Raw genomic sequence first — 14,668 nt, forward strand, 5'->3', positions numbered from 1 at the left:
TGCTACCTCCTTGTCCCGAAAATGCCGTACTTGCCCAATTGATAAATCACAGTCTTTATTACCGTATCATAACCGCTATATTTTTCGTAAACATTTACCCAATCACCTTTAGCTTCGTCATATCGATAAAGGGCAATATTTGTTATTTTCCTCAAATCAGCTTTTGTCTTATCATAATCCATCCCGAATTCTATCGCACCATTCAACTGATCAATATAAGATACATCGCTTCCCAAATAAAATCCGGCCTCTAGTACATACTGTGCTGAAAGTGCTGTCCGCATACCGCTTTCCGGACTGTCGCTGCCCGCACTTACTTCAAATCTCACTCCGGCATCGCTTCTATCTTTGTATTGCTGAACCTTTGAAGTGTAGAATACTTTCGGATTAAGCTTTACGGTAAAGTCTTTACCTGTAATCGTTATATCGCCGGCATTCGATTTCGATACTACCTGTGCAGGAATAGTGACTACAACGGTTTTAGCTCCGGTAAAATTAGTATCGGTTAAATCTACTGTTACATTTTTCTTATAGTCTTCGGTTCCGACAGTCACTCGGACAGTATCCCCTATTTTCTCTTTTTTAGTTTCATCTGTTAAGCCGCCATCTTCATCAGGCGGTCCCACCCTTCTACCGGTTTTGACTGTATTACTCTCGGCTGAGGGAGGCGATGAGCCAAAATCACCTAAAGCTTTTACTACAAACCTGTAGCGAGTATTAGGTTCTAAATCACTATAGATAAAACTTGTAAGCTCGGTAGTGCCTATAAAGTCTATCTCATTATCATCGACAACCGCATATATTTCATATCCCTGTGCACCTTCTACCGCTGACCAACTTATTTTAATGTAGCGGTCGTATATAAGTTCCGCCACTACATTCATTGGTGCGGTAAGCTCAGGTAGCCCGTATACAAGCTGGTCATATATATCGCTTGCACCGCCGTCGGGGTTTATTACCATAACGCCTCTACTGTCAAGCTTTGCCGGCGGTGTTACCACAGTAATGGTTTGCGAATCCTCAACAATTACATCTGTTCCGTCAATACCGCCTTGCAGCTGGTATGGCAGTCCATCGATGTATACAATTATGCCAGTTATATCTTCTTCGTCATCAATCCTTTTAAGTGTAGGGGCAAATACTACCCGCGCCCCAGGTATGAAAGAATTTCCTTTAAGCTTTATTTTTTGTCCGCCCTCTACGGAAATTTTCGTTATCCTTGAAGTTTCTGTAGGATCGTCCGGGTCTACCACTGCCGATATCTTAGGACTGCTAAGATAGGTAAATTTTCCGTGAGGATTTGACAGCTCACCGTCGGGATTTTCTACTTTTACATCCACTGTGCCCGGAGCATGGGGCGGAGTCACTACCAGTATGGTTTTATAGTCGATAACCTGTATCTTATCTTCCGGCACCGGAGTCTCCCCAAAATAGACTTTTAGCCCTTCGCGAAAGTCTTTACCTTCGATTTTTACGCTGGTGCCTCCTGATGCAGGGCCTTTATCAGGTGTAACCTTTGCCACTGCCGGAGCGGTTTCGCCCTTTACAAACATAATATAGATAGGTTTAGGGCTTGCTTCGTCAGAAGATGCTGATGCACCGTCTTCATTTATAACTACTACCCTATGTAGTTTTCCCACAGCATCTTCCGGCACTTGCGGCATAGTAAATGTAAGTTTTGTCGGCAGCATGTAGGTTATATCTTTCGGCTCTATTGTTGCCACATTGGAAATCTGAATTTTGGCATTTTCTCTAAAATCTCCGCCGATGACACTGACTATATTGCCGCCCTTATAGGTCAAGTATAATACTTTTATATCTTTGCCGTTGATATTTTCCTCCTCCGGCGACTTACCTTCTTTGGTTATATTTGTAATATAGGGACTGCTGTCTGGGTGTTTATAGGTAAACTTGCCCTGGGCTGTTCCGCCGTCCGGATTTATCAAGGTAACATCTACTTCTCCAATGGTATAGTACCCCGGGGTTGTGACTACAAGCTGCCCGCTGTTTAAAAACTCCACTGCAGGTGCATAGCCCCGTTCTACAAACAGCCTTCGGTCAATGATTTCAAGGCGTATAAGTTCATTATATGGATAAGAATTTTCACCTTCTGCCTTTAAAAGTCTTGTAGATATAAACAGAGGGCTTCCGTCAAAAGGTATGGGATTTAGCGTCACATATTCACGACCGCCTTCTAAAATCGTAAGGTGTATATTGCCGTTTGCATATTCGACCTTAAGCCCTCCTGGCAAATTTACGGTAGTGCGCTGATTATCTATCCTTCCGGAATTTTCTTCTTCTCTTGGAATATCTCGGTTAGTTATATTTCCAAAGCGAATCTGCACCATTGGCGTGGTTTTTATCGTACCGTCAGCTCCGACTATTCTAGTTTCACTTTCTGCAAATCCTGAGCCAAATACTTCTACCCGGTCGCCGCCATGTTTTTTGCCTTCAGCAGGCACTATGCGAGTTATGGCAGGTTTTGTGGAAGTATATGTGTATTTTACTTTATTTGATATGCCGGAATCGTTATTTACCACATATACATCTACACTGCCTGCAGTATCGGCCGGTGTCTTTACTTTAAGATAGCCGTCGGCAAATTCAATTATTTCTGCTGCTTTATTTCCAAAATAAACCTTTGGAAGCACCGGAATTACTGTCGTGTTAAAATCAATATTATTATTTTTGCACTCTTGTTTTAATTCTTCAATGGTCTTATTACTAAAATCATCCCATTTACCATTGCCGTTTAAATCCTGGTATATCTCGTTCTCATCTTTAATCTGATTTCTGTTATCATCACTATAAGGCTCAAAATATCGAAAATCTCTGCCGATAATTTCCACAATTTCCTTGCCTGCTGCGCTGCCTTGCGTAGGTACAATCCTTGTTATCTGCGGATGGCTGGTAGGCACCATGTATGTAAAACCGTCTTCCTTGCCAGCACTTGCACCGTCAGGATTTAATACTACTACAGGAACCGTTATGCGGTCTGTTTCTTTTTCTTTGGATAAATCGCCCGTAAAGGGAGGCACTTTTACTGTTATGGTTTTTCCGTCAACACTTACTACTGTATCTTCTTTTTTGACTTCGACACCATTTATGAACACCTTTGTTTTACTTGTGCCGTCATCCTTAAAATCCTCACCTATAATATCTATAGTATATCCTCCATCGGCAGAGCCCTTGTCAGGCACAATATTAGTGATTTTAGGCGTGGATTGGGGGTGTGTGTAATAGTAAAAGCCTTGTGCACCTGTACGGCTGTCCCGTTTAGTATCAGGATTTAACACTGTAAGGTCATAATAGCCGTCACCTAGGGTGAGCACAGGCACTTTAAACAATATGGTATTTTTATCGATAACCTTTACATTGTTGCCGACGATTATACCGTTATTATCGACTTTATATAAGGTCTGCATGTAGAGCCGCACTTGCGGAGATTCTCCAATAGTTAAACAAGTTGCATCCTTACTGTTGATCGCTTCGGCTCCTATTGTAACAGGATAATCGCTGCCCCCTTCTTTTGAGGCAAATATCTTATATTCTCCGTCACCGTTATTATCATCTTTAACATACTTTAAATTTAAATAGTAAGTATTGCTTACTCCGTCAGAAAGTATAGCATTTCCCCGGACATCCTGCCGCAAAGTATAAAACTTACCGGAAGAATCAACAAATACTACGCTATGCCAATAATCCGCCATTTGCAGGTATTTTCTGCCGTCAGCCGTTTCACCAATGCTCAAAATCTCATTGTTTTCAGGTGATGCATAATATTGAAGCTTGATATGCTTAGTTTCAGGATCCGTATTGTATTCATTTATATCCCGGTTTTGAAGAAGTATTCTTGTACCTATTAGTTTATATATTTCTGATGTAGTTGCGCCGGTTGAGGTTGGATCCGGAGGGAGGAAATTGTCGCCATTTACTAAAACAAGTGTTCCGGTATTACCTATTTTAGGTGAAAAATCGGTAATCTTGGGATCGGTATATGTTTTGACATAGTTAAACTCTTTTACCGCAATACCGCCGCCAGGATTCATTACTTGAAGCTGTGTAGCACCTTCCCTGCCCGGTGGTGCTTTAAATGTTATTGTCTTACCGTCACCTTCACGTTTTATGCCGGAAACCTCTTTGCCATCTATGAAAACCTTAACGTCCTGCAAAAAATTACTTCCTTTTATAGTAACTGTCTCACCGCCGTCTACCGTTACCACATCAGGCGTGACGCTTTCAATTACAGGGGTTTTGTCATCTTTTGCAAGCGTAAACTTCACCATCACTGAATCTTCCGAAGAAAGCCCGGGAATTTGAGAGTTCCTGACAGGATTTGTTACTACAACAGACACGTTTGTATCTACATATTCTTTTGATACCGGGGTACCTTTAGGAATAACTGCCAAGATTTTATTACCTGTTTCTTGTCCGGGCGAGCCGTCCATTATATTTCCGCTATCGTCCATTACATAAAGTTCAACATCTTTGTCATTTTTGTTTATAATTACATCTCCCAAACTTATTATAGGATATGAGGCTCTTGTTTCTTCATTATGTACATATTTATAAACAGTAAAATTTTTGCCATATATACCTATCATTAAGTCCTGAGGGATTATGTATGTATCATCACTTTTTTTTACCACATGAATTTCATCCGGAACAATACTTTGAACCTCAGGTTTTATTCTACTGGATATAAAGGTATATCCTTTTGGCAGTTCCGCCCTTTCGGTAAATGTGTATTCTTTTTTATTATTTTCAGTAACGGTAACAATCTTGGTAGCAGTTTCCACTACTACATCTTTTATGGGATTGCTCTCATCTGTATCCGGGTTAATTTTTATAACTAGCTTATCTATGTCAGGGGAGAAGGAGGAGCCGTCTTCAATCACATCTGCCTGGGGACCCACTATTACTTTTATTGTTTTTTCAACTAAGGCTACATTAGAATCTCGGTACTTACCAATATGGGTGTTATCATTATTTTTATATGTTATTTTCATAACACCATCTGATAAAATGGTTATATCTGCCGGGCAGTTGTCATCAATTTGCAGATCATCTATATTAAGGCTTCCCAGGTATCTTCCAGTTATAGTAGCTATAGAGCCTGTGTCTGGTCCTTTGTTCGGCTGGATTGTATCAATCTTTGCACTTTTTGAGCCTTGTATTACGGTAAATTTTTCTTTTGCATAGATATATTCCCCCGAAACAGCCTGCATGGGATCTTTGTAATCCGGTACTTGGTTTGTAAGGACTACCCAGTACTCACCCGGTGTTATGTCGGGAACTTCTACAGTAAAAACATACTTACCGTCTTCAGTTTGCTGCAGAGGGCTTGGATTTTTGCCTTTATTTGCAGTTGTGTACGGATCTGTACCGTCAGTGGCTTTTAAAAAGTACACATCATACTGGCGCAGCTGGCTTGCCTTAAAGTATACTTTTCCGCCTTTTGCGCCTCTATTTGGAAACATTTCGATGTCATCAGATATATTCAAATCCTCTACAAGCCGAAATTGACCGTTATAGGTGTGGTTTATGGTAACTTTAACAGACACCTTGTCATATTGTTCATTGAAATATACCGGTTCTTCAGTATGAAATTCCCTTGTGATTTCTATATCCTGAAGACCTAATTCTCCTTCCTGGAATTCGGTTATCTCGGCGGGATTTGTTCCAAAACAACTATTTGGAATGGGATTAAAGAGGACGCCAGTGCCATACTTAACCGTTATCTCAGCAGTTCCTGTAATTAAATCAAAATTCGTCCCTTTTATATATAAGGTTCCACTATCTTTATTTACTTTTGGGGTCACATCAGTAATGGTAGGCATTGCACCTTTATCACCAATAGGAATAGTGGCAGTTCCAACAATGATAGACTTGATGTTTTTTAGCTTTTCCCAATCCTCAGGTTTAGTAAATTCAAAATAAAGTAATCCATATGTATTGATTTTAGGACTTTTGAGCTGCTCAAATTTTGAGCCGTATTCTATAAAGACAGGAGCCCCTTCCAGCTCACGTCCTTTAATAGAAATAGACATGCCTGTCGTAAGTCTGCTGCTGTCATGTTCTTTTCCTATGACTATTTCAGTTACAGCAAAGGAATCCTTGTCATATCCATATACTGATTTAATCTCACAAGGTATGAATGAAAGTAGCATTATTACTGCCAGCATAGCAGATACTATCTTCTTTGGTCTTGCCATCTTCTCCCTCCTAATTCTCCACTACCACGAAGATGCCGGGATTAAACCCGCGAATGGTGACGGTTTTTTCAAGCTTGTCAACTAAAAAATCTTCTTCGATAAATTCCCTTGTGTCCGGAGTGTATCTTAAAACTCTAAGGCTTTCTCCATCGCTTTCTTTAAATGGCATGATAATCTTGAAACTGCTAAATCGCACATTTTGGCCTGTTACTTGTATGAATTCTGATTTTATTTTTTGGCGGCCAAGTTTCTGCTTTAAGTTCTGTGCTACTATGGGTTCTACTCTGCCTAGTGCTATACAAGCATCTTCATCACTGCCATAATCATCTATTCCAATGTCATAAAGGGTAATATCCGCCCATTTTGAAAGGGTATCCAGAATAGATATCCTGTCATTTTTTCGTCCGTCAAAATGGATTTTTCTTACCAAAACATCCTGGCCCATTATCTCGTCCAGGTCTACTTCTACAGAGCGCTTATCTGTATATCTTCTATCGATAATCAAGGTGTCTTCACTGTAAGCAAGGTTGCTCCTGACTTCGCCTATACGCAGTTCATCTTTAACCTTGTATTCTTCATTAGGAATGTAGCTGCCTTCTTTTACCACGCTTAAGGCTCCAAATATTTCATATTCATGATCACCGTCATTTTGTACGCGAATAGTATATATACCGGGTTTAAGCCGATTTCGTCCTGTGGGAAGATAAACTTTCAGCACCGTCTTTCCGTTCTCATCGGTTGCTACTTTTACTCTTCTGGCCGGAATATCGTTAAAGTATACTTCTACATTATTCTCATCAAAGAAATCCCCGTAAAGTATTATAGGTTCATCTTCATCATAATTTTCTGTAACACTTCCTGTTTCGCTGCCTGCTACAACGGGAATTGCCATTGTTGTAAAGCTCCATATGATTACATCATTTCGCTCAGTATCCTCGTCCGCTCCGGCAAAGTATACTATGCCGGCATTTACCATAACAGAATAAGTGGTCTGCGACATTAGGGGTTTTACGGGCACATACAGATAGGCCTTTCCGGCTGCGGTGTCTTTTACAAAAATATAATTGTCAATATAGGTATCCCTTAGGTCTTGGTCCTCAATATTTTGTATAAAATTTATAAATTCACGGTCGATCATAGATACTTCGTTTTGCCCTTCGGAAAACACTGTAGATGTTTGAAGTAAGCCAAGCCCAATACCTTTATCAAACTGCAGACTGCCATCCTCGTCTTCAAAGGTTATTTTTAAAAAATAGCGGATTGTGCCGTCAATGGTTTTGGGATTTAATCTTTTCTCATTGGACCATGCACCGCCACCTGCCGGGTCTGTTGCAATTACCTTAGGCTTGCCGCGCGAAAGAATTTTTAACCTTACATCATCATTTGATACTCGTTGGTTGTTTTTAAAGAATAATTCTATTGAATACTCACCACTGCCACCTTTAAAAAGGCTGTTAACTACATTTGGATCTCGCAGTTTAACATTTAACTCGGTAATACTCTTAAACTCGATATCTTTTTTATAAACCGTTTCGAAAACCGCTCCCGCATTTTTTCCGCTTATCATTTTAAGTGTGATATACTCTATATCTTCATTGAAGTTATAACCTTTGATAGTAAAAGATGCTGTACCTTTATAAATATCGAAAAGTTCAAAAGTATCAGGTTCGATTTGGTAAATGCCTATCTGGTCGTCCTTATTTCCTCCCACCGTAAATTTCATATCAAGGCGCGGTAAAAACTTGCCGCTTCGATCTTGAAGTACGTCACCCGAAATAGTGAGTACATAGTATTTGCCCCAATTCAGTTTGTCTTGCGGATAAATGAGCAGTTTTGTCCTTTGTTTTCCGCCTTCATTATAATATTCGAAGCGAATCTTGGAAATCTTTACTGCATTTTCCGGTGTATGGCCTTCAACTAATGTTATTCTTTTTAGTGAAGATATTTCTCCGGCACGGGGCATGACTTGGCCCTCAATATAAAAAGCGATAGGGTTATCAGGTCCATAAGCCGAGGTGCCGTTTACAATACATACCTTGCCTCCTGTCGAAGAATCATCTTTGATAACACCGGGCACCATACCTTCAATATGTTCCCAATTTAATTCGGTTTTTTCCGTTGAAGGAGTTGTCCAAAAATAAAAATCCACATCATCTTCCAAGGCATATCCGTTTATATCTTCTATAAACTCTTTTTTAACAGTAAGGCGGTATTGATTGAGGTTTAAAAGCGGTAAATCTGGTTTTATTCGGACAGTGTTGTCGTTTACTATGTCAATATCTCCAATAGCTATCTCCTGGCAGTGCTCTTCATCTTTGAGCTCGGATTCTGTAATTTCAGGATCAAATTCAAAGGCTTTATCATATACATTGCCTAACTCATCATAAAAAGTTTCTGTGGGCTTAGGTATGCGATAGAGCTTAGTTTCCTCTAAAAGCTGCTGCTTATTTGTATTTTTCTCCCATTTTATGTTTCTGTCAAAGCGAATATATATAAAGCCATTGCTTAAAAGCCTAGTTCCCGATAATGATGTAATATCATCACTGCCTGATGCATCTGAGGAATAACCCAGGATTTTAGGGCTTTCACCCTCACTTCGCGTAATAAAGCTTATCGTGATATCTTCTTCATTGGTAATTTCATAACCCTTAAGTTTAATGGCGTCCTTTAATACTGTAAGCCTGTAGAGTGTGTTTCGCCTTAAAGGATGTTTTCCGATTCTTCCCACGTCTATGCAGAGAGTTTTTTCATCTTGCAAAAGGAATATTTCTTCAGAATCCAATGTATATAGTTCATCACCGGTTTTAAGCGAAATCCTCGACTTGTCGAGTATTTCTATGGGGTATTTAAAGATTAGTTTTATGGTAGGCTTTACCTCAACTTGTGTTTGATTGTTCAATGGATAGGTTGACTCTATTATTTCTTGAGCCGTACCGTCTTTAGGATTTTCAATAGTAAAAATTCCATTATTCTCAGATTCAGCGTACACTGCGGATATATCACAAGGGGCTTGAGAAAAAAGAACAGCTAAAACTACTAATAGAATTACTATTTCTTTTCTTAACCGAGTCATATAGCATCTGCCTCCATCCAAATAAACTAAGCCCTACTATTTCTTCTCTATTTTTCCCTATTATACCATAAAATCAGACAAGTTTTTAAATTAAGGTGAAGAATTTCAAGAAAATGTATATGACTTTTGTAAAAGTTATTTATGTTATGTTATATTAAAAACAACGGGGTTTCTTTCAGTAGAGGAGGGCATTTTAAGGATAAAGCCATAGCTGTAGAGGCAGCGGCATTATTAGTCGAAGAAATCTTGTTAGTTAAAGTGTGGAAAAATGGAGGATAAAATGAAAACTAAAAGTCATCTCAAACTACTTATAGAACTTTTTGCGACATTTTTTAAAATAGGGAGCTTTACCTTTGGGGGCGGCTATGCCATGATACCGCTCATAGAACGTGAAGTGGTTGAAAATAAGAAATGGGTTACGTCCGACGAGGTCATCGATGTATTTGCCGTAGCACAATCAATGCCGGGCGCCATTGCCATCAATTCATCAACATTTATAGGATACAAGATAGCTGGTAAAAAAGGGGCACTGGTAGCTACTGCCGGTGTTATACTGCCTTCGCTTTTAATTATAACTTTAATTGCGATGTTTTTTTCAAAGGTTCAGGATAATCCTATGGTAAAGGCGGTATTTTCCGGAATTAGACCGGCTATAGTTGCATTAATATTAACAGCAGCGATAAAGGTTTCAAAGACATCAATTGTTGATAAAATTGGTTTGCTTCTTGCGGTTTTAGCGGTTATTTTGGTTGTCGTATTTGACGTGCAGGCAATAGTTGTGATATTAGGCGGGGCTGCAGTAGGGCTAGGCATCTATTATCTGTTTCCATTAAAAGTGGCAAGAATTCTAAGCGACGGAGGCCATAAAGATTGATTTATCTACAGTTGTTTTTATCATTTATGAAAATCGGGCTATTTAGTTTTGGCGGAGGCTATGCCATGATACCGCTTATACAAAAGGAAATTGAAAGCCATGGGTGGCTTTCCGCCTCACAGTTTGTCGATATTATAGCAATAGCCGAAATGACTCCCGGACCGATTGCCGTAAACTCTGCTACTTTTGTAGGATATAAGGCAGCAGGTATTGTAGGCGGTCTGATAGCTACTATAGGTGTTGCAACGCCCTCATTGGTTTTGATTTTAATAGTTTCAAGGTATTTTTTCAAATTTCAAGACCACCCTGTAAACAAAATGATATTTTACGGCATAAGGCCGGTCATCGTCGGGCTTATATTTTCTGCTGCGGTGTTTGTTGCTCAAACCGCATTTTTAAAAGAGATTACTGTATTGAATTTAAGTTATATGTTAGAAAATTTCCTGTATATAATTAATTTCAAAGGTGTGCTTATATTTGCCATTTCATTGATATGTCTTGTCAAATTTAAAATAAATCCGATTTTGATGATCGTAATTTCCGGTATTTTGGGGCTTCTGATTACTATTTAGCTTAATGTAAGGCAGTAGATTCTCTTTCAGCTTATCGGCTGAACAGATACGAACAAATACAAAAAGCCCTAAGACTAGGGCTTTTTAATGATTTATTTTTGACGCTTTAGGCTGCTATTTATAAATACACTCTACTTTTTTCTCCAGCATTCAACCTTACCTAGGCCGGGTATTTTACTGGGATCAAAGACCGGGTTTTTGCCTTCCTTTAGTTGTGATACATAGTCTTCAAATGTAGCATAAGCAATTGGACCAAGTTTTGTTATAACTACCAGGTTTACAATAGCCATAATTCCCATAAATATATCTGCGGAATCCCATACAAGGCCAAAGTTGCCGATGGAACCAAAGAATACCATTAGCAAAACCAAAATCCTGTAAATATTTAGATATACGGGATTTGACTCTATAAATTCTATATTTGTTTCTCCATAGTAATAGTTGCCGATAATAGAACTAAATGCAAACAATAAAACACATATGGCTATAAATGTATTTCCCCAATCACCGACTTGAGAACTTATTGCAGCCTGCGTAAGCTGCACACCTTGCAAATCGGTACCTGTCTCTAAAAGGCCGGAAAGTAATATAATAAATGCAGTTGCACTGCAAACTAAAAGCGTATCAACATAGACGCCCAAGGTTTGAATAAGACCTTGTTTTGCAGGGTGGGAAGTAGCCGCAGTTGCCGCTGCGTTTGGGACGCTGCCCATACCGGCCTCATTAGAAAATAAACCTCTTCTTACACCATTCATTATAGCAGCACCCAAAGTACCGCCTGCGACCTGTCTTAATCCAAAGGCACTTGTAAATATAAGTGCAAACATTTTGGGGACCAGTCTATAGTTTATTATCATAATATATAATGCAACACCAATGTACAATGTTGCCATGACGGGAACTATAACAGATGATACATTGGCAATTCTCCTGACTCCTCCAAATATGATATAGCCGACTACAACAAACAAAGCAATCCCCATATACAACGGCTTGATATTAAATGCCTTATCGAAGGCTCCTGCTATGGTATTGGCTTGAACTGAATTAAAAATGAGGCCAAAGGTAATTGCTGTCAGTATAGAAAAAAATATCCCCAGGCCTCTTTTCCCCAGCGCCTGTTCTATATAATAAGCAGGCCCTCCTCTGTAAGTATCTTTATCCCTTACTTTATAAATTTGTCCCAAGGTACTTTCGACAAAACTCGTAGCTCCTCCTATTAATGCGATGACCCACATCCAAAACACTGCACCGGGTCCACCTGCCGAAATCGCAATAGCCACTCCTGCAATGTTCCCCGTGCCTATACGAGAGGCTGCAGAAATGCAAAATGCCTGAAATGCCGAAATACCTTTCTTGCCTTCGATGATTTCAGTTGCTTCTGTCGTAAGTTGGATCATGTTACCTATTAACCTAAACTGCCCAAATCTAATTTTTATAGTAAAATAAATTCCTAACCCGATCAGCATAACTATAAGAACATATGAATAAAGCCAGTTGTTTAAGTTGCTTACGAGGGTTTCTAAAAAAAGCATCAAAAAACCTCCTTGTTATTCTATTTTGGGTGAAACTGTACTTTCTTTTGCATATTTTCTAATATTTACTTTTAAGCAGTCACCTCCCATAACCAGCTTTGCTGTTTTGCTAAAAGTTTTCATCCCCCCTTTTAAAAAATGCTAAGGTTTAATCTTTGAGATAAAGATTTCATTATTTCATACCCTGCTATAGAATTCCCGTTTTCGTCCAATGGCGGGCTAAATACGCCTATGCCCATTCTCCCGGGTACTGCCGCCATGATGCCCCCGCCTACTCCGGATTTGGATGGAACACCTGCTTCTGCCGCATATTGACCGCTGATATTATACATTCCTCCGATAGTCATTATAGCAAGCAGATTTCTTGATAAGGTTTTTCTATCAATTTCTCCGTAAGATTCTAGGCCTTTACAGCCATTAGAAATAAAGATAGCTATCTTTGCCAAATCACATGCTGTAACTTCTATAGAGCATTGTTTAAAATAACAGTCAAGTACTTCATCCGGTTCTTCATCCATTATTTCTCTAGCTCTCATTAAATGGGCAATGGCTTTGTTTTTTTCGCCGGTTGCCTTTTCAGAAAGGTATACTCCTTTATTGTAGTTTATGCTCGGATTTTCGGTTATTTTCCTAATTAGCTCCAATATACGCTGGATTTTATCGCCTTTTATTTGAGCTGTTGTAGCTATTGCACCGGCATTTATCATCGGATTTACAGGCTTTTTAATATGGGGCAAATCCAATTTATATAAGGTGTTAAACGGTTCTTCCGTACCTTCCCTGCCAACCTTTTCAAAGACTTTCTCTCCGTTGTCCATAAGAGCTAACATCAAAGCAATCACCTTTGATATGCTTTGCATTGTAAACTTAACATCAAAGTCTCCTTGTTTATATATATTTTTATTCTCATCTATTATGCATATCCCAAGATGATTGGGATTTGCTTTTGATAAAGCAGGTATGTAACTTGCAACTTTGCCTTGCTTTGCAAGAGCTCGATTTTCTTCAAGAACTTCTTCCAACATTTTTTCCACAGCACACCATCCTAATCTTAATATCAACATTATATAATCATTGCAATAATCTTATGAATAATCCATCTTGTCTATAATACCACTATTTTACATCTGCGGCAAGCAAATGTTAAAACTAATCCCCAACTATATATTTCCCGTTACCATTGCTTTTTTAAGCAGCTTTTTGTATGAAATCAGCCTTTCTTTTTTTTAAAATAAGTGTTAAACTCATGGATAGATTATAAAAAAGGATGAAATTTACATGGGAGAACTTTGGAAACTTTTTGCTACATTTTGCCGTATCGGTGCGTTTACATTCGGGGGAGGTTATGCTATGCTCCCTCTTATTCAAAAAGAGATTGTGGAGAAAAATCAGTGGGCAACGGATGAAGAGGTCCTGGATTATTATGCAATCGGTCAATGCACTCCGGGGATAATCGCCGTAAATACGGCAACTTTTATAGGCTTTAAGCGCAAGGGTATACCCGGTGCCATAGCTGCCACTTGCGGTATAGTGTTTCCTTCTATTGTGATTATCACTATTATTGCCGCATATCTTAAACATTTTGAGGATTATGCAATTGTTCAGCATGCTTTTGGCGGGATAAGAGTTGCAGTAGCGGCACTTATTTTAAATACTGTAATAAAAATGTGGAACACATCAGTAAAGGATTGGTTGGGAATACTGATATTTTCCGCATCATTTGTAGCTGTGGCATTTTTTAATATTTCGCCAATAATTGTTGTTGTAATTTCGGCAACTTTAGGGATTTTCACAGCAAATACAAGGACTGATGTCAGATGATATACATAAGATTATTTCTGGAATTTTTTAAGGCAGGCTTATTTGCCATAGGCGGGGGGCTTGCAACCATACCTTTTCTTCAAGATATATCTCGCAAAACCGGCTGGTTTACATCACAGGAATTGGTTGACATGATTGCCATATCCGAATCTACTCCCGGGCCTATCGGCATCAATATGGCAACATATGTAGGCTATGAAACTGCTAATCTGGCAGGGGCAATAATTGCCGTCATAGGGGAAGTTACCCCATCTGTAATCATTATCGTACTTATTGCACATTACTATCTGAAATTCAGTGAACATCCCATGGTGCAGTCGGGCTTTTACGGCATACGACCTGCCGTAGCCGGTCTGATAGGTGCTGCAGGGTTTGAAGTGGCAAAAATTTCTCTTTTTAATATTGATAAATACCTGCTCTCACATGATGTTTTTGATATCATAAATATAAAGTCCGTCTTACTGTTCACGGCAATTGTGTTTTTACTAAATAAATACAAAAAACACCCAATATATTTTCTATTGGGTGCGGCTATAATTGGAATAATATTTAAATTTTAATAGAATAGATGTAAAAAG

Annotated in this window: 8 protein-coding genes; 4 read left to right on the forward strand and 4 right to left on the reverse strand. The window is 39.0% G+C overall.

Annotated features, from left to right (window positions below):
* Positions 1 to 2: 2 nt before the first annotated feature.
* Both TEPIRE1_RS12460 and TEPIRE1_RS12465 read right to left on the reverse strand, forming a co-directional pair.
* Positions 3 to 6,215, reverse strand: a complete 6,213-nt coding sequence (locus tag TEPIRE1_RS12460; protein WP_013779509.1) for an IPT/TIG domain-containing protein — start codon at positions 6,213 to 6,215, stop codon at positions 3 to 5.
* A gap of 10 nt (positions 6,216 to 6,225) precedes the next feature.
* Positions 6,226 to 9,288 carry a hypothetical protein gene (locus TEPIRE1_RS12465; protein ID WP_013779510.1) on the reverse strand — a complete coding sequence of 1,021 codons (3,063 nt, stop codon included), beginning with the start codon at positions 9,286 to 9,288 and terminating at the stop codon, positions 6,226 to 6,228.
* A 280-nt stretch (positions 9,289 to 9,568) separates the two neighbouring features.
* On the opposite strand from TEPIRE1_RS12465, the gene TEPIRE1_RS12470 reads away from it, so the two are divergent.
* Together TEPIRE1_RS12470 and TEPIRE1_RS12475 are read left to right on the forward strand one after the other, a co-directional pair.
* Positions 9,569 to 10,162 carry a chromate transporter gene (locus TEPIRE1_RS12470; protein WP_013779511.1) on the forward strand — a complete coding sequence of 198 codons (594 nt, stop codon included), beginning with the start codon at positions 9,569 to 9,571 and terminating at the stop codon, positions 10,160 to 10,162.
* A complete protein-coding gene (locus tag TEPIRE1_RS12475) occupies positions 10,159 to 10,734 on the forward strand; it encodes a chromate transporter (RefSeq protein ID WP_013779512.1) in 576 nt (191 codons plus the stop codon). The genes TEPIRE1_RS12470 and TEPIRE1_RS12475 overlap by 4 nt, the downstream gene beginning before the upstream one ends.
* A gap of 131 nt (positions 10,735 to 10,865) precedes the next feature.
* Here the strand turns inward: TEPIRE1_RS12475 and TEPIRE1_RS12480 are convergent, their stop codons facing one another.
* Both TEPIRE1_RS12480 and glsA read right to left on the reverse strand, forming a co-directional pair.
* Positions 10,866 to 12,269, reverse strand: a complete 1,404-nt coding sequence (locus TEPIRE1_RS12480) for an alanine/glycine:cation symporter family protein (RefSeq protein ID WP_013779513.1) — start codon at positions 12,267 to 12,269, stop codon at positions 10,866 to 10,868.
* A gap of 131 nt (positions 12,270 to 12,400) precedes the next feature.
* Positions 12,401 to 13,303: a glutaminase A gene (gene glsA / locus TEPIRE1_RS12485; protein WP_013779514.1), complete on the reverse strand. Its 903-nt coding sequence runs from the start codon at positions 13,301 to 13,303 to the stop codon at positions 12,401 to 12,403.
* A 244-nt stretch (positions 13,304 to 13,547) separates the two neighbouring features.
* On the opposite strand from glsA, the gene TEPIRE1_RS12490 reads away from it, so the two are divergent.
* Both TEPIRE1_RS12490 and TEPIRE1_RS12495 read left to right on the forward strand, forming a co-directional pair.
* Complete coding sequence (locus TEPIRE1_RS12490; protein WP_013779515.1) at positions 13,548 to 14,090, forward strand: chromate transporter; 543 nt, start codon at positions 13,548 to 13,550, stop codon at positions 14,088 to 14,090.
* Entirely contained in the window at positions 14,087 to 14,650 is a 564-nt protein-coding gene (locus TEPIRE1_RS12495; protein WP_013779516.1) for a chromate transporter, read from the forward strand. Before TEPIRE1_RS12490 ends, TEPIRE1_RS12495 begins: the two co-directional genes overlap by 4 nt.
* The last annotated feature ends 18 nt before the right edge of the window (positions 14,651 to 14,668 follow it).

Source organism: Tepidanaerobacter acetatoxydans Re1 (genome assembly GCF_000328765.2).
GTDB classification, from domain to species: domain Bacteria; phylum Bacillota; class Thermosediminibacteria; order Thermosediminibacterales; family Tepidanaerobacteraceae; genus Tepidanaerobacter; species Tepidanaerobacter acetatoxydans.

Excerpts from the sequence above, each read along its gene's own strand:
- TEPIRE1_RS12460 (WP_013779509.1), bottom strand. The coding sequence starts at position 6,215 with ATGGCAAGACCAAAGAAGATAGTATCTGCTATGCTGGCAGTAATAATG.
- TEPIRE1_RS12465 (WP_013779510.1), bottom strand. The coding sequence starts at position 9,288 with ATGACTCGGTTAAGAAAAGAAATAGTAATTCTATTAGTAGTTTTAGCT.
- TEPIRE1_RS12470 (WP_013779511.1), top strand. The coding sequence starts at position 9,569 with ATGAAAACTAAAAGTCATCTCAAACTACTTATAGAACTTTTTGCGACA.
- TEPIRE1_RS12480 (WP_013779513.1), bottom strand. The coding sequence starts at position 12,269 with ATGCTTTTTTTAGAAACCCTCGTAAGCAACTTAAACAACTGGCTTTAT.
- TEPIRE1_RS12490 (WP_013779515.1), top strand. The coding sequence starts at position 13,548 with ATGGGAGAACTTTGGAAACTTTTTGCTACATTTTGCCGTATCGGTGCG.
- TEPIRE1_RS12495 (WP_013779516.1), top strand. The coding sequence starts at position 14,087 with ATGATATACATAAGATTATTTCTGGAATTTTTTAAGGCAGGCTTATTT.